The 18,674-nt window shown below is 58.9% G+C and carries 19 protein-coding genes; 6 read left to right on the top strand and 13 right to left on the bottom strand.

Annotated features, from left to right (window positions below):
• The first annotated feature begins 249 nt into the window (after positions 1 to 249).
• A complete protein-coding gene (locus tag BS627_RS09550; protein WP_077983037.1) occupies positions 250 to 570 on the top strand; it encodes a hypothetical protein in 321 nt (106 codons plus the stop codon).
• Here BS627_RS09550 and BS627_RS09545 read toward each other — a convergent pair whose 3' ends face one another.
• Both BS627_RS09545 and BS627_RS09540 read right to left on the bottom strand, forming a co-directional pair.
• On the bottom strand, positions 571 to 1,821 hold the full coding sequence (locus tag BS627_RS09545) for a class I SAM-dependent RNA methyltransferase (protein ID WP_077982839.1): 1,251 nt from the start codon (positions 1,819 to 1,821) through the stop codon (positions 571 to 573).
• Positions 1,818 to 2,570: a TlyA family RNA methyltransferase gene (locus BS627_RS09540; RefSeq protein WP_077982838.1), complete on the bottom strand. Its 753-nt coding sequence runs from the start codon at positions 2,568 to 2,570 to the stop codon at positions 1,818 to 1,820. The genes BS627_RS09545 and BS627_RS09540 overlap by 4 nt, the downstream gene beginning before the upstream one ends.
• 268 nt (positions 2,571 to 2,838) lie before the next feature.
• Here BS627_RS09540 and BS627_RS09535 point away from each other — a divergent pair, with 268 nt between their 5' ends.
• Entirely contained in the window at positions 2,839 to 4,860 is a 2,022-nt protein-coding gene (locus tag BS627_RS09535; protein ID WP_077982837.1) for a methyl-accepting chemotaxis protein, read from the top strand.
• Between the two features lie 66 nt (positions 4,861 to 4,926).
• On the opposite strand, the gene BS627_RS09530 is transcribed toward BS627_RS09535, so the two are convergent.
• The 3 genes from BS627_RS09530 to BS627_RS24350 form a co-directional block, all read right to left on the bottom strand.
• Positions 4,927 to 5,673 carry a polysaccharide lyase family 20 protein gene (locus tag BS627_RS09530; RefSeq protein ID WP_077982836.1) on the bottom strand — a complete coding sequence of 249 codons (747 nt, stop codon included), beginning with the start codon at positions 5,671 to 5,673 and terminating at the stop codon, positions 4,927 to 4,929.
• 96 nt (positions 5,674 to 5,769) lie between these two features.
• Positions 5,770 to 6,888, bottom strand: a complete 1,119-nt coding sequence (locus tag BS627_RS09525; RefSeq protein WP_146032702.1) for a helix-turn-helix transcriptional regulator — start codon at positions 6,886 to 6,888, stop codon at positions 5,770 to 5,772.
• Between the two features lie 107 nt (positions 6,889 to 6,995).
• Positions 6,996 to 8,108, bottom strand: a complete 1,113-nt coding sequence (locus BS627_RS24350) for a hypothetical protein (RefSeq protein ID WP_131829415.1) — start codon at positions 8,106 to 8,108, stop codon at positions 6,996 to 6,998.
• A gap of 135 nt (positions 8,109 to 8,243) precedes the next feature.
• Here BS627_RS24350 and BS627_RS09515 point away from each other — a divergent pair, with 135 nt between their 5' ends.
• The 3 genes from BS627_RS09515 to BS627_RS24945 all read left to right on the top strand — a co-directional run bounded on the left by BS627_RS09515 (position 8,244) and on the right by BS627_RS24945 (position 9,446).
• Positions 8,244 to 8,705 (top strand): DUF995 domain-containing protein, encoded by a 462-nt coding sequence (locus BS627_RS09515; protein ID WP_120649311.1) that lies wholly within the window; start codon positions 8,244 to 8,246, stop codon positions 8,703 to 8,705.
• 139 nt (positions 8,706 to 8,844) lie between these two features.
• Positions 8,845 to 9,300 (top strand): DUF995 domain-containing protein, encoded by a 456-nt coding sequence (locus BS627_RS09510; RefSeq protein WP_077982832.1) that lies wholly within the window; start codon positions 8,845 to 8,847, stop codon positions 9,298 to 9,300.
• Positions 9,301 to 9,317: 17 nt separating this feature from the next.
• Positions 9,318 to 9,446, top strand: a complete 129-nt coding sequence (locus BS627_RS24945; RefSeq protein WP_276327073.1) for a hypothetical protein — start codon at positions 9,318 to 9,320, stop codon at positions 9,444 to 9,446.
• 189 nt (positions 9,447 to 9,635) lie between these two features.
• Here the strand turns inward: BS627_RS24945 and dxs are convergent, their stop codons facing one another.
• From dxs to BS627_RS09475, 7 genes are all read right to left on the bottom strand, one after another.
• Positions 9,636 to 11,555, bottom strand: a complete 1,920-nt coding sequence (gene dxs, locus BS627_RS09505; RefSeq protein ID WP_077982831.1) for a 1-deoxy-D-xylulose-5-phosphate synthase — start codon at positions 11,553 to 11,555, stop codon at positions 9,636 to 9,638.
• 99 nt (positions 11,556 to 11,654) lie between these two features.
• Positions 11,655 to 12,578 (bottom strand): pirin family protein, encoded by a 924-nt coding sequence (locus tag BS627_RS09500; RefSeq protein ID WP_077982830.1) that lies wholly within the window; start codon positions 12,576 to 12,578, stop codon positions 11,655 to 11,657.
• 312 nt (positions 12,579 to 12,890) lie between these two features.
• Positions 12,891 to 13,145: an exodeoxyribonuclease VII small subunit gene (locus BS627_RS09495; protein ID WP_003503059.1), complete on the bottom strand. Its 255-nt coding sequence runs from the start codon at positions 13,143 to 13,145 to the stop codon at positions 12,891 to 12,893.
• Positions 13,146 to 13,147: 2 nt separating this feature from the next.
• Positions 13,148 to 14,083 (bottom strand): histone deacetylase family protein, encoded by a 936-nt coding sequence (locus tag BS627_RS09490; protein WP_077982829.1) that lies wholly within the window; start codon positions 14,081 to 14,083, stop codon positions 13,148 to 13,150.
• A gap of 22 nt (positions 14,084 to 14,105) precedes the next feature.
• On the bottom strand, positions 14,106 to 14,669 hold the full coding sequence (locus tag BS627_RS09485; protein WP_077982828.1) for a biotin transporter BioY: 564 nt from the start codon (positions 14,667 to 14,669) through the stop codon (positions 14,106 to 14,108).
• Positions 14,670 to 14,700: 31 nt separating this feature from the next.
• Positions 14,701 to 15,306: an energy-coupling factor transporter transmembrane component T family protein gene (locus tag BS627_RS09480; RefSeq protein WP_077982827.1), complete on the bottom strand. Its 606-nt coding sequence runs from the start codon at positions 15,304 to 15,306 to the stop codon at positions 14,701 to 14,703.
• Positions 15,303 to 15,983 (bottom strand): energy-coupling factor ABC transporter ATP-binding protein, encoded by a 681-nt coding sequence (locus BS627_RS09475; RefSeq protein WP_077983036.1) that lies wholly within the window; start codon positions 15,981 to 15,983, stop codon positions 15,303 to 15,305. Before BS627_RS09475 ends, BS627_RS09480 begins: the two co-directional genes overlap by 4 nt.
• A gap of 112 nt (positions 15,984 to 16,095) precedes the next feature.
• On the opposite strand from BS627_RS09475, the gene BS627_RS09470 reads away from it, so the two are divergent.
• Entirely contained in the window at positions 16,096 to 17,289 is a 1,194-nt protein-coding gene (locus BS627_RS09470) for a winged helix-turn-helix domain-containing protein (RefSeq protein ID WP_077982826.1), read from the top strand.
• 274 nt (positions 17,290 to 17,563) lie between these two features.
• On the opposite strand, the gene ribB is transcribed toward BS627_RS09470, so the two are convergent.
• A complete protein-coding gene (gene ribB, locus BS627_RS09465; protein ID WP_077982825.1) occupies positions 17,564 to 18,664 on the bottom strand; it encodes a 3,4-dihydroxy-2-butanone-4-phosphate synthase in 1,101 nt (366 codons plus the stop codon).
• Between the last annotated feature and the right edge of the window lie 10 nt (positions 18,665 to 18,674).

Genomic DNA, 18,674 nt, shown 5'->3' with positions numbered 1-18,674 from the left:
ATCCGCCTGCTTCTTCTCCCCGAGGGGGAGAAGGTCGCGGCAGCGGGATGAGGGGGTGAGGGTAGAGATGTGCGGAGAGCTTACCCCCTCATCCGACCCTTCGGGCCACCTTCTCCCCGGCGGGGAGAAGAAATAGGCGGCATCCTCTGTGTTTGAAGCCGCTGTGCTTTTGAATGCGGATTATGTATGGTCGATGGAGCCTGTCCGACAAAGATGGATCGACCAAACTCTCCGTTCGAAGGCCACCATATGCGTTACTCCGTTTTTGCCCTGACCGTCCTGCTCTCCGGTGCAACCGTCGCCGAAGCGGCAGCGGCCGCATCTTTTCTGCCCGTTGGTTCGGGCAATAACGTTATTCTGGCGCAGTCTTATGACGATGGCAGCCAAGACTATTACTCCGGCAGCAACCGCGACCGCCAGCGCCGCGCCCGTTTCGTCTGCGTCATCACCCCGCCGGAGAGCGCCAATCGCCGCCGGCCCTATATCTGCCCTATCGAGCGCGGCCGTGTTGGCGGCGCCTGCCGGTGCTCGGGGGTCGTCGGCAACGGCACGGTCGATACGGCCTGGTGATTATTTCTCCAGCGTCGCCACCGCTTCCACATGCGGCGACCACAGGAACTGGTCGACCGGCGTGACACGGGTGATGCGATAGCCGCCTTCCGTAAGGATGGTGAGATCGCGCGCAAGTGTCAGCGGGTTGCAGCTCACCGCAACGATCTTCTTCACCGTGCTGCGGGCCAGTTCCTTGCACTGGAATTCCGCACCGGCGCGCGGCGGATCGAACACGACGGCATCGTAATTCTTCAGTTCGCTTGTCATCAGCGGCCGGCGGAAGAGGTCGCGTTTCTCGACGCTCACCGGTTTCAGGCCCTGTGTGTTGCGGGCGGCGAAATCCAGCGCCTTCAATGGCTTGTCTTCCGCTTCCACCGCATGCACCTTGCCGATGCGTGCAAGCCTCAGCGCGAAAGTGCCGGAACCGCAGAAAAGATCGGCAATACGTTTGGACTTGCCGACATGGGCCAGCACCAGCTCGGCCATGGCGTCTTCCGCCTGCTTCGTCGCCTGCGTGAAGCTGCCGGCTGGCGGGGAAACCGCCACGCCACCGAATTCGATGATCGGCTTTTGCGGTTCGATCAGAATTTCACCTGAGAGCGAAACACGGGCAATGCCGCGCATGGCAAGCACCGTTTCCGTGAGTGTGCGCCGCTGCTTGTCGCTGACCGACTTGATGCCTTCGACCGAAATATCGAGGCCCGAGAGCGTTTCGAGGACGGTGATGCGGAACGGTTCGGCATTCGCCACCATGGAAAGGCCGATGGCGCGAATGGCATCCAGCCGCGAAACGATGCCGGGCGATGTGACCGGACACTCCTCGATGGCGACGATGTGATGGCTGTTCGCCTGGCTGAAACCGAGCAGCAGGCCCTTTTCCGTTTTGCGGGCGGCAAACACCGCGCGGCGGCGCTCGCCGGGACGACAGATGACGAGATCGTCGACATCAGGAGTCAGGCCCTTCGATTTCAGTGCCGAAACCACCAGCTCCCGCTTGTAGGCGTGGTAAGGCTGATCGGAAAGATGCTGCAGCGAACAGCCGCCGCAGGTGCCGTTCTTGCCATCGGGACCGAAGTGGCGGCAGGCCGGTTCACGGCGCTCCGCCGAGGCTGCCGTTATCGACATGACGGTGCCGTGATCCTTCACCTTGGCGATGGCCACCGTTTCTCCAGGCAGTGCGAAGGGCACATAGATCGGGCCGTCGGGACAGTGCGCGATGCCGTCGCCCTGCGCGCCGAGGCTCTTGATGGTGACGATCTGTGTGCTCATGGCTTTTCGCCTCCGAGAAGAAATTCGATATTGCCGTCGCCGCCGGAAATTGGCGAAGGAATGAGGCCGAGGCTTTTCCAGCCCATGTCCTCCGTCAGCCAGCGCTCCAGCTCGGCGGCCACGGCAGGCGCCGTTTCCGGCTCTTTCAGAAGCCCGGCCTTGCTGATGGCATCACGCCCCGCCTCGAATTGCGGTTTCACCAGCAGAACCGCGAGAGCACCATGCTCAGCAAGTTCGAGCGCCGGAGCAAGCGCGAGCTTCAGCGAAATGAAGGACACGTCGGAGACAATGAAGCCGATGGGCCGGTCATCGATATCTTCCGCCGTCAGGAAGCGGGCATTCAGCCCCTCCAGATTGGTGACACGCGGATCGTTCTCGATCCTTGCATGCATCTGTCCGTGGCCGACATCGATGGCGGTGACGTGTCTGGCGCCACGTTCCAGCAGCACCTCGGTGAAACCGCCCGTCGAAGCGCCGACGTCGAGACAGTCATGGCCCGAAGGATCGAGCCGGAAATGATCGAGCGCGGCCACGAGTTTCAGCGCCGCGCGGGAAACATAGGCCTGTGCCGGGTCGCTGATGGCGATTTCGGCATCGCCGGCGACCGTCTGGCTCGGTTTGGTGACGATTTTGCCGTTGACGCTGACGGTGCCGCGCGCAACCGCGTCGCGCGCACGCGAGCGGCTGGCAAAGTGGCCGAGCGACACAAGAAGCTGGTCAAGCCGTTCATTTTCAGATGTTTTGGACATGGTCCCGTGTCAATGACCGCCAAACCCCGCCGATGCAAGCGATTTATCGCGAAAAGGGACCGGCGATGCCCGTCGCCTTCCATGGATGTTGCACCGCAAAGTCCGAATGTTCGATTAATCCAATATAAAGGCTTGTATTGCACTTTGTGCCCACGGCCCGTGCGGCCGCCGGAACCTGCCATGACGGCGTCTCCTCCCATTCACAAAATTGCGGCCGTTGCAGCGCAGACGCTTGCTTCGAGGCATCGGGTCGCCGAGAGAGTTTGCGATGTCGCTGAAAAACCTCCCCATTAACCTGAAGCTTATTGCCACCTTCTGTGCATTGATGAGCGTGTGCCTGCTCGCTTCCGCGGTCGTATTCTGGCAGACGCTGGGGAGCGAGCGAATCGCGATTGAGAACAATCGCACCAACAACATCATGCACGCCGTGGATGGTGCGACGGCCGCCATGCTGGAGCAGGCCGTTAACCAGCGCGGCTTTCTGTTGTTTCGCAGCGATAGCACCTATAGTGATGTTTTCGCTCAGCGCGATATCATGCTGAAGAAGCTGAATGAGGCGCGCACTTTGGCCGCCGGTGAGCCCGAAATTCTGAAATCCATTGACGATATGGAAAAATCGGCGACCGTCTTCTTCAAGGAACTGGCGGAACCGCAGATTGCCGCGCGCAAGACGACCGAAGCGCCGATTTCCGACATCATCGAGATCGGCCGCAATCAGGCCAAGGGCCAGCTCGACGGCTTCCGCGCCTCCGCCGCCAAGATCAAGGAGCAGCTGAACGGTCTGTCCGCCGCTTACGCCGCAGAACAGCAGGCAGCCGCGCTCCACCTCAAATATGCGCTTCTGGGCGGCGGCGCGGTTGCCGGTCTTCTGGCCGTCGCCCTTATCTGGGCGCTGTCGCGCTCCATCGTTACGCCGATTGTCGGCATGACGGCGGCCATGAGCCGGCTTGCCGATGGCGATCTGACGACGGAAGTACCCGCCACGGATCGGGGAGACGAAGTGGGCAAGATGGCAAAGGCGGTTCTTGTCTTCAAGGAAGCTGGTCTCGAAAAGTCGCGCCTTGCCGGCGAGACCGATCGCATGCGCTCCGCGACAGAGGCTGAACGCCGCCGCAACGAGGAAGAAAAGGCCAAGGACGAAGCCGCCAGCGCTTTTGCCAGCGCCGAGCTTGGCAAGGGCCTTGCCGCTCTCGCAGATGGCGATCTTTCCTATCGCATCGAGACGCCTTTTGCGCCCGCCATCGATCCCGTTCGCGTGAATTTCAACAGCGCCGTCGAAAAACTCCAGCAGGCGCTGCGCACCGTCGGTGAGAATGCAGCCGCGATCAATGCCGGTGCTGCGGAAATGCTCTCCGCCGCCGACGATCTTTCGCGCCGCACCGAACAACAGGCGGCATCCATCGAGGAAACCGCCGCAGCGCTCGAAGAAGTCACCACCACGGTGCGCGACAGCGCCCGCGGCGCAGAAGATGCCGGCAATCTGGTCCAGCGCGCCCGCGCCGGTGCGGAGAAATCCGGTGTCGTGGTCCGCAAGGCGGTTGCCGCCATGCGCGAAATCGAGAAATCCTCGGGCGAAATCGGTAACATCATCGGCGTCATCGACGATATCGCTTTCCAGACCAACCTGCTGGCCTTGAACGCCGGCGTGGAAGCCGCCCGCGCCGGTGACGCCGGCAAGGGTTTCGCCGTGGTTGCGCAGGAAGTCCGCGAACTTGCGCAGCGTTCTGCCAACGCCGCCAAGGAAATCAAGACACTTATTAGCGCCTCCAGCCAGCAGGTGGAAAACGGCGTCAATCTGGTCGATGAAACCGGCAAGGCTCTGGAACTCATCGTGGCGGAAGTCGAAGAGATCAACGCCCATGTCAGCGCCATCGTCGTCGCTTCCCGCGAACAGGCAACCGGCCTGCAGGAGATCAACACGGCTGTGAACACGATGGATCAGGGCACGCAGCAGAACGCCGCCATGGTGGAACAGCAGACCGCCGCTAGCCATTCGCTGGCGCGCGAGGCGGAAGCGCTGAACGGCCTGCTCGGCCAGTTCAGGATGGGCGGCGCGCGCGCTGCCGTTGCCAGTGCCGGAGGATATTCCGCGCCGCGCCAGTCCTCCGCCAAGCCCGCCTTTCAGCCCGCGCCCGCCGCACCGGTCCGCAAGGCTCCGGTCAAGCCGGCTTCCGCAACCGCACGGCCGGTAGCATCGCCAGCCCGTGCACTTGGCCAGAGCCTCGCCCGCGCCTTCGGCGGTGCGGCCGAAGCGCCGGCCGCCAAGGATCAGGACTGGACGGAGTTCTGAGACGGGTTTTGAGCTATCAAGAGAAACAGACTGTGGGGCGCTTCTGCGCCCCATCTTATGCAAGCCCTATTTTCTCTCCACTTCAGCCCTCGCCACGCCACGATTGATATTACGGTACCATGCTACAAGTGTCGGATACGGCTTTTTCGCGCGACTCACAAAGCTCCGATAGATGCCGTACTTGAAGTAAACTGGCTGATCCCGATCTACATTCGCGCCAGTAAGATTTACCTTTTGCCGTCCATCCACCCACACTTTTATAAAGCCGTCGTTTTTCCTTGACCATTTGGCGTGAACGACGACATCCGTCCATTTGCCTTTCATGGCCGCAGCCGATTTTAACCTGATGTTCTTGAAGGCCCCGATGGGTTTCATAGGGTTGCCCTGCCTTCGGGACGGATCGCCGAGTTCAAACTCATAAGTCTGGTCGTCGAGTTGAAACAACACCGGAGGTTTGCCGTCGCCCTTCTGATGAAATTGCCCCAGCTTTGTGGTGAGCCGCCCAGTTGATGGCCAGTCCGATGGTAGGAACACTGAAAAGCTGTACCAGAACTCCGATCCAACCCTGGATGCGGGCAGTTGTTCTGATTTTTCGACACGCTCCCGGTCGGCTCGGCAATCGCCAGTCGATTGTGGGCAATCGCCGGAACGCAGTTCGAAGCGTTCCGCAACCGATCCATCCGGTGCCCGCGATCGAGAATGTGCGTAAGATTTACCGGCCGTTTGAAGATCAAAACTGCTGAACCCTCCAGCACGGATGTTGTACGAGGGTAGGAGGATCGAAAAGGCCAGAAAAAAGATGAAATGCTTCATCGGCGTCTCCGTGAAGTAGGGTTTTCCAGATTGCAAGCATATCGCATAGACAGGGCTCGGTGCGCGCGTCCCAGCTGGGAGGGGTGGTGACAACTGTCAGCCGAAAATCCGCAGCAGCGCTTTCAAATCCGACTGGCTTCCAACGCCGGTCTTTCTGAATATGGATTTCAGTTTCTGGCGACTGTTTTCGTAACTGATCCGATTGGCCGACGCCGCGTCAGCAAGCATTAGTCCCGCCGCCAAGGCCCTGCACAGGCCAAGCTCCGATGGCGTCAGACCATAAGTCTGGGCGAGAATATCACCATCCAGCCTCTCATTTTGCGATGTGAGCCTGCGCATCTGCACAAGGAATTGCTCGCGTTCCCTCACCAGTAAAATTCCCGGAGCCCGTGGCAACTGGTTTACGGTGATAAGCCATCGGTCGTTTTCCGTTTGCATCACCAACTTGGTGGCGAAATCACGGGGTCTGTTTCTGAGGCGTTTCGTGAGAGAGGCTGTCACGGACGGTGTGGTGAAGGAAATCGCATTTTGCCTGCATCCCACGGGAAAATCACGGGCGAAGGCTTCTGTCGCAACTTGGTTTGCCTCCTTCAGCTTCAGCCGCTCGTCAACGACGAAAGCGATGATGTTTCCGAGACTGATAAGCGCAGACTTCGCGGCGATCCTGCCCGAGGTGTCCCGCAGATAGGACGCGATTTCCAGTGCGTTTTTCAGCGCAAGGCGCGTGTTTTGCATCACCGCTTCCAGCTGCTGATCATAGGACGAGGACAGGCTGGCCGAGAAGTGGACCGACAGGTAACTGACCTCATCATCCGCCACTTGCAGACGAAGACCCACCGAGGCGTCAACATCTCCAACAGGCCGCATCCAGTCATTATAGAACTCGCTGCCAAAGTATTGGCTTGTCGGATCATCGCGCTCCGAGACAGCGATGGCGCCGTTCCTGCCATATTGCCAAAAGCCACGCCATGGATTGACGTGGCAGTAGTGGCTAAGGAAACTATGCAAGTGTTTCTCTTCCAGGCCGATGGCAACCGCTAAGCTTAAATCGGGACGCATGAAGCTTTGATTGACTATAGCGGCAAATGATCCTGGAAAAGCTTCCGTAAAATTTAAGCAGACATCGCTCCACGAACCAGATCCGAGAGTTGCTTCACGAATGGAAGAGGAGATTTCATCGGAAATATCGCGTGTATTTATTGAGAGCATCATCATTGTCCTCGAAATCGACGGAACGGCAATATGTATGACTCTACGCGGTTACGATCGACCGCATCGTCGCAATCTTCAATCCCGCCAAGCCCCCAAGCCTCCAAGCGGCGTCAGCTCAATACGCGCAGCAATGATTTCAAATCCGATTGGGAAGAAATCCCGGTCTTTCTGAATATGGATTTCAGTTTCTGACGACTATTCTCATAACTGATCCGATTGGCCGCCGCCGCATCGGCAAGCAGCAGCCCTGCCGCCAATGCTCTGCAGAGGCTGAGTTCCGAGCGTGTCAGACCATAGGTTTGGACAAGAATATCGCCATCCAGCGTCTCATTGTGCGATGTCAGCTTTCGCATCTGCAAAAGGAACTGATCACACCCTCTTGCCAATAGAAATCCCGAAAGCTGGGGCAACTGGTTGACGACGATCAGCCATCGGTCGTTTTCCGCTTGCATCACCAACTTGGTGGCGAAATCACGGGGTCTGTTTCTGAGGCATCTCGTGAGAGAGGCTGTCACGGACGGTGTGGCAAAGGAAATCGCGTTGTGCCGGCATCCAACAGGAAAATCGCGAACAAATGCATCGGTCGCAGCCTGATTTGCTTCCCTCAGCTTCAACCGGTCGTCAACGACAAAAGCGATGACGTTTTCGAGACTGACAAGCGCCGATCTCGCGGCGATCCCGCTTGAGGTATCCCGGATATAGGTTGCTATTTCCAGTGCGTTCGTCAGCGAGCGGCGCGTATTTTGCATCACCGCTTCCAATTGCCAATCATAGGTTGACGACAGGCTGGCGGAGAAGTGAACCGGCAGGTAAATAACCTCGTCGTCTGCCACTTGCAGACGGAGTCCTACCGCGGCGTCAAAGTCTCCGACAGCTTTCATCCACTCATTGTAGAACCTGCTTCCATGGTACTGCCTTGCGGGATCGTCTCTTTCTGCGACAATTATAGACCCGTTTCTCGCGCCTTGCCAAAACGCACGCCAGGGATTGATGTTGCTATAATGGTTGAGAAAGGAGTTCAGGTGGCTTTCTTCCAGTTCAGAGCAAACGGCGTGGTTTAAGTCGGGATTTCTGAAACTTTGACTTATGAGTGCTGAATAAGAGCCAGGAAAAGCTTTCGTGAAATTTGTACACACATTCTTCCACGAGCTCGCTCCTACAGCTGCCGCTTGAATGGAAGAGGATATTTCATCGGAAATTTCCAATAATCTATTTGAGTTCATATCTGCGTTCCTCGAAATCGGCAGAATGACGCTATGATATAAACCTAGATATCTCAAAAAACGCTCCCGATTGGGAGTATCTGCTTTGATTTTTTCACTGCTAGACTTCCTCATCGCAATCTGGAGGGAGTCAAAATGGTTATAACGAGATCGATTATAATTTTTACTGTAATTGGTTGTTTCTCCGCAACGGCCTTGGCCGACCGGCTTCCGAAGGATGCGATGAAGCTGACTCAGGCGGAGGCGCAGGCTCTCTATGCCGGGAAATCCAGTGAGTGGAGCCGCAGCAACGCTTACTTCTCTCCGGATGGCAGCTATTTCATCGTCGGTAAAAGCGGGAATTTTGCCGGCCAGGGAAAATGGTCGGCGCGCGACAACGAGGTATGTGCCGAATTTCAGGGAAAGAGCCTCAAGGAAGGAAAAATCCACACCGGCAAAGATTGCTGGACCTGGTACAGGCAGGGAAAAAAATACTGGGCGCTCTGGAGCGGAGAAAAGGACAAAGTCGGCGGCTATTACGACGGCGAGCTGAAAAAGTTGTCGAATGGCGACAAGGTCACCAAGCGTTACCAGGAGATCATGGCAAAATCGAATTGAAGCGCAGTCTATGCAGGCGGAACGATGCTGGAGAGCAAAAGATAAAGAGTCATCCGCAAACGGATAGCGTGCGCCAATGAGTGGGAATCCGCTTTTCAAAAATTTATATTTAAAAATAGATAGTTAGGTGGAGAATAAAATGAAAATACATCCTTTTGTTTTTGTTATTGCGACCTTTCTCTTCGGGGGCATGGCCACTGCGGACAATCTTCCTCAGCAGGCGGTCAAACTGACGTCGCAGGAGGTTGTGGCGATCTATTCTGGTAAAACGATCGAATGGCGCCGAAGTCGTGCTGTCTTCTCGCCCGATGGCACGTTTCTGCTCGTGGGGAAAAACGACGAATTCGTCGCCAGCGGAACATGGTCTGTCCGCGAAAATGAACTTTGCGCAAGTTACGAGCTGATGGACCTCAAAGGCAGTTCAACCAAAAAAGGCAAGGATTGCTGGGCGTGGTACAGAGAGGGTAAAAAATACTGGACACTCTGGAACGGCGACGAAGACAAGGGCGGCGGTTATTACGATGACGAGCTAGAAAAACTGTCGAAAGGCGATCAGGTCACGGCAATATATCAAGAGCTTATGAAGTCGAACTAAATCGGGAGAACCTGCAAATGCGAATGTTTTTTACGGTCCTGATTTCCGTCCTGGCGAGTTCCACGGCTACCTATGCGGAAACGCTTTCCGCCGACAAGATCAAGAGCGACGTCATCGGCAAAATCATGTGCGTCGACACGAAATAAGGAAGAGCCTGCGCGCGTCACAATGCCGACGGAACCTCGCAGATCATCTCCGGCCCGCATCCAGCGAAGGTTTTTGCGGGAATCCGTTGTGCCGGGCGTTCGTAAGACCATGGCTTCCGATTTTCCGGTGATGGAGTATGCGGGTGATGGCAGTCACGCCGAATGCTCCGTCATTTCCTTCGACCGGGCTTAACCGGCAAATCCCACGCCGGCCTGACGCTGGCCAAGCGCATTGAACACGGTGGAAACGATGCCGGCCCGGTCGAGGCCGGCATTGGCATACATGGTCTCGGGCTTTGCCTGTTCCACCCACTGGTCGGGCAGGGTCAGTGTGCGAACCTTCGGGCCGTGGTCGAGCAACCCGGCGCTGGCCATGAAATGCAGCACATGCGCGCCGAAACCGCCGACGGAGCCTTCCTCAATAGTCACCAGCACCTCGTGATGGCTGGCAAGCTGGCGGATGAGATCGAGATCGAGCGGCTTGGCGAAGCGCGCATCGGCAACCGTGGTCGAAAGTCCGGCAGCATCCAAGTCTTCGGCAGCCGCCAGGCATTCCGCAAGGCGTGTGCCGAAGGAGAGCAGCGCAACCTTGGTGCCTTCCTTGATGATGCGGCCCTTGCCGATCTGCAAAATCTCGCCGCGTACAGGCATTTCGACGCCCACACCTTCGCCGCGCGGATACCGGAAGGAAATCGGGCCTTCATCGTAAGCTGCCGCCGTGCGGACCATATGTTTCAGCTCCGCTTCGTCCGATGCAGCCATCACCACCATGCCGGGCAGGGTGGCAAGGAACGTCGTGTCGAAGGAGCCGGCATGGGTCGGGCCGTCGGCACCGACGAAACCGGCGCGGTCGATGGGGAAACGCACGGGCAGGCTCTGGATCGCCACATCATGCACCAGCTGGTCGTAACCGCGTTGCAGGAAGGTGGAATAAAGCGCACAGAACGGCTTGTAACCATCGGCTGCAAGCCCGGCCGCAAAGGTGACGGCGTGCTGTTCGGCAATGCCGACATCGAAGGTGCGGGCCGGGAAAAGCTCGGCCATCTTGTCGAGACCGGTACCATTCGGCATGGCGGCCGTCACACCGATGATCTTGTCGTCGAGCGTCGCTTCCTGGATCAGGGCTTCGGCAAAGACGCTGGTATAGCTCGGCGCATTCGGCTTGGCTTTCGCCTGCGCGCCGGTAATGACGTCGAACTTGTTGACGCCGTGATATTTGTCCGCGGCAGCCTCCGCCGGCGCGTAACCCTTGCCCTTCTGCGTCACCACATGGATGAGGACGGGGCCTTTCTGATTGTCGCGCACATTGCGCAGCACCGGCAAAAGGTGATCGAAGGAGTGACCGTCGATCGGGCCGATGTGATAAAAGCCAAGCTCCTCGAACAGCGTGCCGCCGGTTACGTAACCGCGCGCATGGGTCACGGCGCGGGTAATGGCGCGGTCGATGGTCTTGCCGAGATAGGCCGTCAGTTTCTTGCCGAAATCGCGAAAACCCATATAGGTGCGGCCGGAGGCCAGCCGCGCCAGATAGGCGCTCATGGCACCGGTCGGCGGCGCAATAGACATATCGTTGTCGTTAAGAATGACGATCAGCCGCGCATCGAGCGCACCGGCATTGTTGAGTGCCTCAAACGCCATGCCCGCCGACATCGAGCCGTCGCCGATGACGGCGATCACCTTGCGGTCGCTGCCTTCGAGACCTGCCGCCACCGCCATGCCGAGACCGGCGGAAATGGAGGTGGAGGAATGGCCGGCGCCGAAATCGTCATAGTCGCTTTCGGCACGGCGGGTGAAGCCGGAAAGCCCGTTTTCCTGGCGCAGCGTGCGGATGCGGTCACGACGGCCGGTCAGGATCTTGTGCGGATAACATTGGTGGCCGACATCGAAGATCAGTCGGTCTTCCGGCGTGTTGAAGACCTTGTGAATGGCAATCGTCAGTTCCACCACACCGAGGCCGGCCCCCAGATGGCCACCGGTTTTCGACACGGCGTCAATCATCTCGTCGCGCAGTTCCCGCGCCAGTTCCGGCAGGTCGCGATCATCGATCTCCTTGAGATCGGAGGGGAAATTCACCCGGTCGAGCAATGGTGTCTGTGGCATTCCGGTCAATCGTTCGGCCTTTTCTTGTCGTCAGCAGGGCGCGCCAGAGCGGCTTTCATGGTGAAAGCCAACGGTTCGGCCTTGCATGTCGTACACTTCTATAGAATTTCAACCTTCCGGCAAAGGGACAAACTCTTCTTCGTCGCCGGGAACGATATCGAAGCGTCCGGTTCTCCACTCCTGTTTGGCCTGTTCTATGCGTTCTTTTGATGACGAAACGAAGTTCCACCAGATGTAACGGCGCTCATTCAGCGCCGCCCCGCCGAAGATCATGATGTGACAGCCATTGCTGCCGGCCTGAAGAGTGATGTCGTCGCCCGGCCGGAAAACGAGGAGCTGGTCGGCGGCGAAGATATCACCGGCCACATCCAGCGAGCCGGAGAGAATATAGATCGCCCGTTCTTCATGGTCGGCGGAAAAGGGAAACTTTACACCCGGTTCCAGAGTCAGGTCGACATAAAGCGTATCGGTAAAGGCCGAAACAGGGGAGGTGAGCCCCTCGAATTCACCGATCACCACCCGGCCCGACGCACCTTTGATATCGATCAGCGGCATGTCTTCTTTCGCCGTGTGAGCAAATGCCGGGGCGATTTCTTCCATGTTGTCTGGCAGGGCAAGCCAAGTTTGCAGTCCGGACATGGACAGCGGATGGCCGCGCAGGTTTTCCGGCGTGCGTTCCGAATGCACGATGCCGCGCCCGGCGGTCATCAGGTTGATGTCGCCGGGGCGGATGACAAGCTCGGTGCCGAGACTGTCGCGATGCTTGATTTCGCCGTCGAACAGATAGGTGACGGTGGAAAGGCCGATATGCGGATGCGGCTTCACATCAAGCGCCTCACCGGCCTTCAGGATCGCCGGGCCCATGCGGTCAAAAAAGATGAACGGGCCGACAAGCCGCCGCTGCCGGGTCGGCAGCGCACGCCGCACCGCAAAGCCGCCAATATCGCTGGTGCGGGGAATGATGAGGTTCTCGATGGCGTCGCAGGCAAAAGCATCACCCGCGACGGGATCGTTACCGGGAAAGAAGGACATGGCTTGCTCCTCGTATCGTCTGGCGGGAGTTTAGCATAACCGAAGGTCTGGGGAGCATAGCGATATAGAACGCAGTGTTAACTGACCCGAGGGAACACGAGATTGTGAGATGCTTAATTCACGCGATCATCGCTGACAAAGATTTGCAAACCTCTCCTCCGTCATCCTCGGCCCTGTGCCGAGGATCTAACCACGTCGAATAAAATCAATCGGTTGCAGATAACAGGGACAAGCCCGAGGATGACGTCGAGTGTGCAGATCGGGGACGTGGCCGCGTGTGGGGGCACATCAAAACGCTCCCGCTAAACGCAGTCACTCCCCGTCGAGCGGCTCCACACCCTGCGGCTTGCCCGCCCGGTCAAGACGGATTTTCTCGATCCGCTTCTCGGCGGCATTCAGCAGCGTCTCGCAATGTTTCTTCAGGGCTTCGCCGCGCTCGTAGATGGCGATGGATTCGTCCAGCGCCACGTCGCCGCGTTCCAGACGTGCGACAATGCTTTCCAGCTCGGCGACGGCTTTTTCGAAAGAATAACCGCTGACATCGGCTGTGTTGGCATTTTCCGTCATGTTCAACCCTTCATCATTCTCAAAATATGCATGGCTGCCGATTCCGCCAGCCCTTCCAGATCATAACCGCCTTCAAGCAGGCTGACGACCCGGTTCGAGGCGTATTTGTCGGCCATTTCCAGAAGTCGGCCCGTCGCCCAGTCGAAATCTTCGCCCACCAGATTGATCTGCGCCAGCGGATCGCGATGATGCGCATCGAAACCGGCGGAGATGAGGATGAGGTCTGGCGAAAAATCGGCAATGGCCGGCAGCACGCGGGATTTGAACGCCTCGCGGAAATATTCGCTGCCGGTGTTGGGCGAAAGCGGGGCGTTGACGATGTTGTTCTTTACGCCGGTTTCGTTTTTATCGCCGCTCCACGGATAAAGCGGCATTTGATGGGTGGAGCAGAACAGCACTGACGTGTCGTTCCAGAAGATGTCCTGCGTGCCGTTGCCGTGGTGCACGTCCCAGTCGATGATGGCCACGCGCTCCGCGCCGTGCGCCTTCTGCGCGTGGCGGGCGGCAATCGCCACATTGTTGAAAAGACAGAAACCCATGGCCTTGGCTGTCTCGGCATGGTGGCCGGGCGGACGGGCCGCGACGAAGACATTGTCGGCCGAGCCGGTAAACACGTCATCCACGGCCGCCATGGCAGCGCCAATGCCGGTCAGCGCCGCCTGCAGGCTTTTTGGCGAGAGATAGGTGTCGGACTCGATCCGGTTGATCTCGCCATCCTCTTCGGGCACCTGCCGCATGACGGCAAGCAGATGCTCTTCCGGATGCGCCAGCAGCACCGCATCCTCATTGGCCTGCGGTGCTTCCTTCCGGTCCAGCCGCTCGAAATTCGGATGTTCGAGCGCAATGTTCAGCGACCGCAGCCGGTCCGGCCGTTCGGGGTGACCTTCGGGCGTGATGTGTTCAAGGAAGATCGGATGTTCGTAAAGACGTGTCGCCATTCTATCCTCCAGGAGAAAACGTTCAGGCACGCTGCGGCAGAAGCGGATAACCCGCCATCACGGCGCGGCCGGCAAGGGCTGCGAGCACGGCCTTCAGCGCATCGCCCGGAATGAAGGCGAGCGAACCCATGAAGGCCTTTTCGAAACCGAGCCCGACAACCAGCGCCAGATAAGTGATGCCGAAAGAATAAAGCACGACCACACCGCCGATCAGGCTGGCGACGAAGAAACCGATGCCCTGTGTGAGAGCGGACTGGCCGCGATTGACGAGTTTTTCCGAGAGCGTGCCGGTAACGAAGGCAGCTGCGATCCAGCCGATCAGGAAGCCCGTCGTCGGCGTGGTGAAGATCGAAAGGCCGCCGCGTCCGCCCGACAGGACAGGAAGACCGATGGCAGCGATGAGAATTGTCAGGAGAACCGCAAGCGTACCGCGCTTAGCGCCCAGCACGACACCCGCCAGCATGACGCCGAGCGACTGCGCGGTGATGGGCACCGGAATGAAGCCGAGCGTGATCGGCGGCAAAAGCCCGAGTGCGATGATGATGGCGGAAAACAGCGAAATCAGCACGAGGTCGCGGGTTGTCATGGCTCGGAAACTCCGGATGGTTATCTGGCCGTCAGCTTTGGCCTCTGAAACCGCGCGCGTCAATGGCGTCGGCAATGGCGTCCGCATCCTTCAACGTCATAATCACCAGCGGCACGATGATGGTGGCCATCCGCACGGGCAGGCCGCGCGCCCGGTGCGCATCGCGCACCGCATGGTAACGATTGACGATCTCAGGCACGAACCGCACCACCAGCCCGACGGCAAGCCCGATATCGGCGGCCTTCACCAGCCCCAGCCTTTCAAGCGGCGCAGCGGCAAGTGCGATCTCGTCCATGAACTGCGAAATACTGACGGTGATGGTGACGGCGGTGGCAAGCAGCGCCAGCGCCGTCAGCCGCAGGAGATTGACGCTCGCATCATGTGTGGGAAGCAGGAGATAACTGAAGGCGGCGACAAGGAAGATGGTCAGCATCACCGGCCGCAGCCGCAAAGCGATCTCGCGGAAGGGCAGCCGCGTAGCGCCCAGAATAAGGGCGGCCAGAACCGTCGCGCCTGCGAGAACCAGCAGATCGCGGGTGAGGAACAATGCGATGCTGAAACCCATGAGCGTCAGGAGCTTGAGGCGCGGCGAGACGCGGTAGAGCCAGCCGGTGCCTTCCACATGCAGCGATTTCATCGCGATGCCACCTCCAGATAGCGCGCCACCGCTTCTTCGGGGGCGGCGTCGGCAACCAGTGCGCCTTCATGGAAAACCAGCACCCGGTCAAAACCCGCAACCAGCGGCAGATCGTGGGTGATGACAACAAGCGCCTGCGACAGCGCCGCCATGGTCTTTTCCACGATGGCGCGGTTCTTGAGATCAAGCTGGTTGGTCGGCTCGTCGAGAATGAGGATTTGCGGTTCGGTGACCAGCAGCGCGGCCAGCGCCGCAAGCTGTAATTCCCCGCCGGAAAGCTCATGGGCGCGTCGTTTCTCGAGATGAGAAATGCCGAGCCGGGCAAGAACGGCCTTCACCCGGTTTTCGATCTCGGCTCTGCCAAGCCCGAGCTGCTTCAGCCCGAAGGCAACATCGTCGCGTACGATTGGCAGGATGATCTGGTTCTGCGGATTCTGGAAGATGAAGCCGACCGTCTGCAAGACCGCCCTGGCGTCCGTCACGGTATCGAGACCGTTCACCGAAACCGTGCCTTCGCTCGGTCTGTTCAGCCCGTTGATCAGCCGCGCAAAGGTAGTCTTGCCGGAACCATTAAGGCCGATCACGCCGACACGCCGTTCGGTCAAGGTCAAAGACAGCGGCCGCAAGGCCTGCCGGCCCTCGAAAGCGACACCCGCGGCGTCGAAACGGATTTCCAAGCTTACATCCTCACGCTCGTTTCCGGTTCTATACCCCGTCATCAACAGAAGTGAAACAAGGAACAAAAAAAGAACATTGCAATCCTGAAAAAGCCGTTCTACCTTCGCCACCATGGCGATCAAGGTTTCGAACGAAGCGGCAAGGCGGATTTTTCTGGCGCGGCAGGGGCTTTCCTCTCCGCCCGGCAAGGCGCTTTCCAAGAGCGACCTGCTGCAGCTCATCACCGATATCGGTTTTGTGCAGGTGGACAGCATCGGCACGGTGGAGCGCGCCCACCACCAGATTATTTTCTCCCGCAACCAGACCTACCGGCGCGGCCATCTGACCACGCTCTTGGAAAAGGACCGGGCGCTTTTCGAGCACTGGACGCATGACGCCTCCATCGTGCCGACGGAATTTTATCCCTATTGGAAACATCGCTTCCGGCGCCGTGAGCCGATCATTCAGGAGCGCTGGCGCAAATGGCATGGCGAGGGTTTCGATGCCGCCTTCGGCGAGACGCTTCAGCGCATTGCCGCAACCGGTCCGGTTCTGGCGCGGGAGTTGAAGGAGGAGGGGCACCAGTCTGGCGGCTGGTGGAACTGGCATCCCTCCAAGACCGCGCTTGAATATCTCTGGCACACCGGCAAGCTTGCCATATCCGGCCGCGTGAATTTTCAGAAGGTCTATGATCTGGCCGAACGGGTCATTCCCGGTGAGCATCACGAGACCGAGGTGGAGCACGCCGAATTCGTTGACTGGGCCTGCCGCGAGGCGCTGAAGCGGCTGGGTTTCGCCACCCATGGCGAAATCGCCGCCTTTTTCGATCTCGTCACCCCGCAGGAGGCGAGGGACTGGGTCAAGAGCAACCGCGACGAGCTATGCGAGGTGTCGCTTCTCGCCCGCGACGGCACGGCCCGCCCGTCCTATGCCTTTGCCGGTTTTACCGCTGACCTGACTGACGTGCCCGAACCTTCCGCCCGCGTTCGTGTGCTGAGCCCCTTCGATCCCCTGTTGCGAGACCGCAACCGTATGGAACGGTTGTTCGGATTTTATTACCGCATCGAAGTCTTTGTGCCGGAGCCAAAGCGGCAATACGGCTATTATGTTTTCCCGCTTCTGGAGGGTGATAGGCTTATCGGCCGCATCGACATGAAGGCGGATCGCAAGCGCAGCACGCTGGATGTACGCCGCCTGTGGCTGGAGCCGGGCGTGCGCGCCTCGGCTGGACGGCTGGAAAAGCTGGACGCGGAGCTGGTGAGGCTGGCGAAGTTTACTGGGGTGGAGAGCGTGAATTATCTGGAGGGCTGGCGGGAGGAGAAGTGAAGTCAGTCGATTGAGAATATTGTTAGACCGGTGCGTTTCACACGCAACGTATTCTCGCACTTTGGGCAATATTGTAGCAAGGCGTTGCAGCATATTTCTTCTCCCCGCCGGGGAGAAGGTGGCCCGAAGGGTCGGATGAGGGGGCAACGCTAGCGATATGCGGAGAGCTCGCCCCCTCATCCCGCTGCCGCGGACTTCTCCCCGGCGGGGAGAAGAAACAAACGGAACACGCTCGCCTCACAATTGCGCTGTGAAGCTAGACTGAATCTTAAAATCAGCAGATATCCGTCGCCGAAATCTGGATGCCGAACCCTTCCAGCCCGACATAATGCCGCTCGCGCGTCGTCAGCAGCTTGATGGAGCTGATGCCGAGGTCTTTGAGAATCTGTGCGCCGAGGCCGATTTCCAGCCATTCGTTTTCGCGAGAACGGGCCTGTGCATGCGCTTCATCCGGGTCGCGCGCCTTGCGGCGTCCAGCTACCTGGCCGACGCCAACGGAGCCTTCGCGCAGATAAACGATGACTCCGCGGCCTTCTTCGGCAATCTTCTGCATATAGTGCCGCACCGGCTGCCTGTCACCGAAGACATCATCAGCGACATTTTCCGGGTGCAGGCGCACGGGAATGTCGACGCCATCTCTGATGTCGCCGAAAATCACCGCCATGTGCTGCATCGGATCCCAGGGCAGGGAATAGGTCTGCGCCTTGGCCGGCCCGAAGGGCGTTTCGATGGTGAAGGAGGATTCCATCTCCACCAGCGTTTCCTTGCGCTGGCGATAGGCGATGAGATCGGCGACCGATACGTGTTTCATGCCGTGTTTTTCGGCAAAATCCAGAACCTGCGGGCCGCGCATCACGCTGCCATCGTCATTCACCAGCTCGCTGATGACGCCGATGGGCGGCAGGCCGGCGAGCCGGCAGAGATCGACGGCCGCTTCGGTATGACCGGAGCGCATCAACACGCCGCCTTCGCGGGAAATCAGCGGGAAAATATGGCCCGGTCGGGTGAAATCGGAAGCGCCGACATTGGGGTTGGCAAGATTGCGAACCGTCAAGGTGCGGTCATCCGCTGAAATACCGGTCGTGGTGCCGTGCTTGAAATCGACGCTGACGGTGAAGGCCGTCGTGTGGGCGCTGTCGTTTTCCGCCACCATGGCGTTGAGGTTCAGCCGCTTGGCCTCCTCGCGCGGCATGGGTGCGCAGACGATGCCGGAGGTGTGGCGCACGATCAGCGCCATTTTTTCCGGCGTGCAGTGAACCGCCGAAATGATCAGGTCGCCTTCGTTCTCACGGTCGTCATCATCGGTCACGACGACGATTTCGCCGGCTTCGAAAGCGCGGATGGCGTCGACAACGCGTTTCTGGTCATAGGCCATGGCGGTTCCC

Source organism: Agrobacterium salinitolerans, from assembly GCF_002008225.1.
GTDB classification, from domain to species: Bacteria; Pseudomonadota; Alphaproteobacteria; order Rhizobiales; family Rhizobiaceae; genus Agrobacterium; species Agrobacterium salinitolerans.
The sequence above is the reverse complement of the archived record's forward strand: the minus strand, read 5'-3'. Positions and strand labels throughout refer to the sequence as shown.

Coding starts and splice junctions, on each gene's coding strand:
- BS627_RS09550 (WP_077983037.1), top strand. CDS start 250: ATGCGTTACTCCGTTTTTGCCCTGACCGTCCTGCTCTCCGGTGCAACC.
- BS627_RS09545 (WP_077982839.1), bottom strand. CDS start 1,821: ATGAGCACACAGATCGTCACCATCAAGAGCCTCGGCGCGCAGGGCGAC.
- BS627_RS09540 (WP_077982838.1), bottom strand. CDS start 2,570: ATGTCCAAAACATCTGAAAATGAACGGCTTGACCAGCTTCTTGTGTCG.
- BS627_RS09535 (WP_077982837.1), top strand. CDS start 2,839: ATGTCGCTGAAAAACCTCCCCATTAACCTGAAGCTTATTGCCACCTTC.
- BS627_RS09530 (WP_077982836.1), bottom strand. CDS start 5,673: ATGAAGCATTTCATCTTTTTTCTGGCCTTTTCGATCCTCCTACCCTCG.
- BS627_RS09525 (WP_146032702.1), bottom strand. CDS start 6,888: ATGATGATGCTCTCAATAAATACACGCGATATTTCCGATGAAATCTCC.
- BS627_RS24350 (WP_131829415.1), bottom strand. CDS start 8,108: ATGAACTCAAATAGATTATTGGAAATTTCCGATGAAATATCCTCTTCC.
- BS627_RS09515 (WP_120649311.1), top strand. CDS start 8,244: ATGGTTATAACGAGATCGATTATAATTTTTACTGTAATTGGTTGTTTC.
- BS627_RS09510 (WP_077982832.1), top strand. CDS start 8,845: ATGAAAATACATCCTTTTGTTTTTGTTATTGCGACCTTTCTCTTCGGG.
- BS627_RS24945 (WP_276327073.1), top strand. CDS start 9,318: ATGCGAATGTTTTTTACGGTCCTGATTTCCGTCCTGGCGAGTTCCACG.
- BS627_RS09500 (WP_077982830.1), bottom strand. CDS start 12,578: ATGTCCTTCTTTCCCGGTAACGATCCCGTCGCGGGTGATGCTTTTGCC.
- BS627_RS09495 (WP_003503059.1), bottom strand. CDS start 13,145: ATGACGGAAAATGCCAACACAGCCGATGTCAGCGGTTATTCTTTCGAA.
- BS627_RS09490 (WP_077982829.1), bottom strand. CDS start 14,083: ATGGCGACACGTCTTTACGAACATCCGATCTTCCTTGAACACATCACG.
- BS627_RS09485 (WP_077982828.1), bottom strand. CDS start 14,669: ATGACAACCCGCGACCTCGTGCTGATTTCGCTGTTTTCCGCCATCATC.
- BS627_RS09480 (WP_077982827.1), bottom strand. CDS start 15,306: ATGAAATCGCTGCATGTGGAAGGCACCGGCTGGCTCTACCGCGTCTCG.
- BS627_RS09470 (WP_077982826.1), top strand. CDS start 16,096: ATGGCGATCAAGGTTTCGAACGAAGCGGCAAGGCGGATTTTTCTGGCG.
- ribB (WP_077982825.1), bottom strand. CDS start 18,664: ATGGCCTATGACCAGAAACGCGTTGTCGACGCCATCCGCGCTTTCGAA.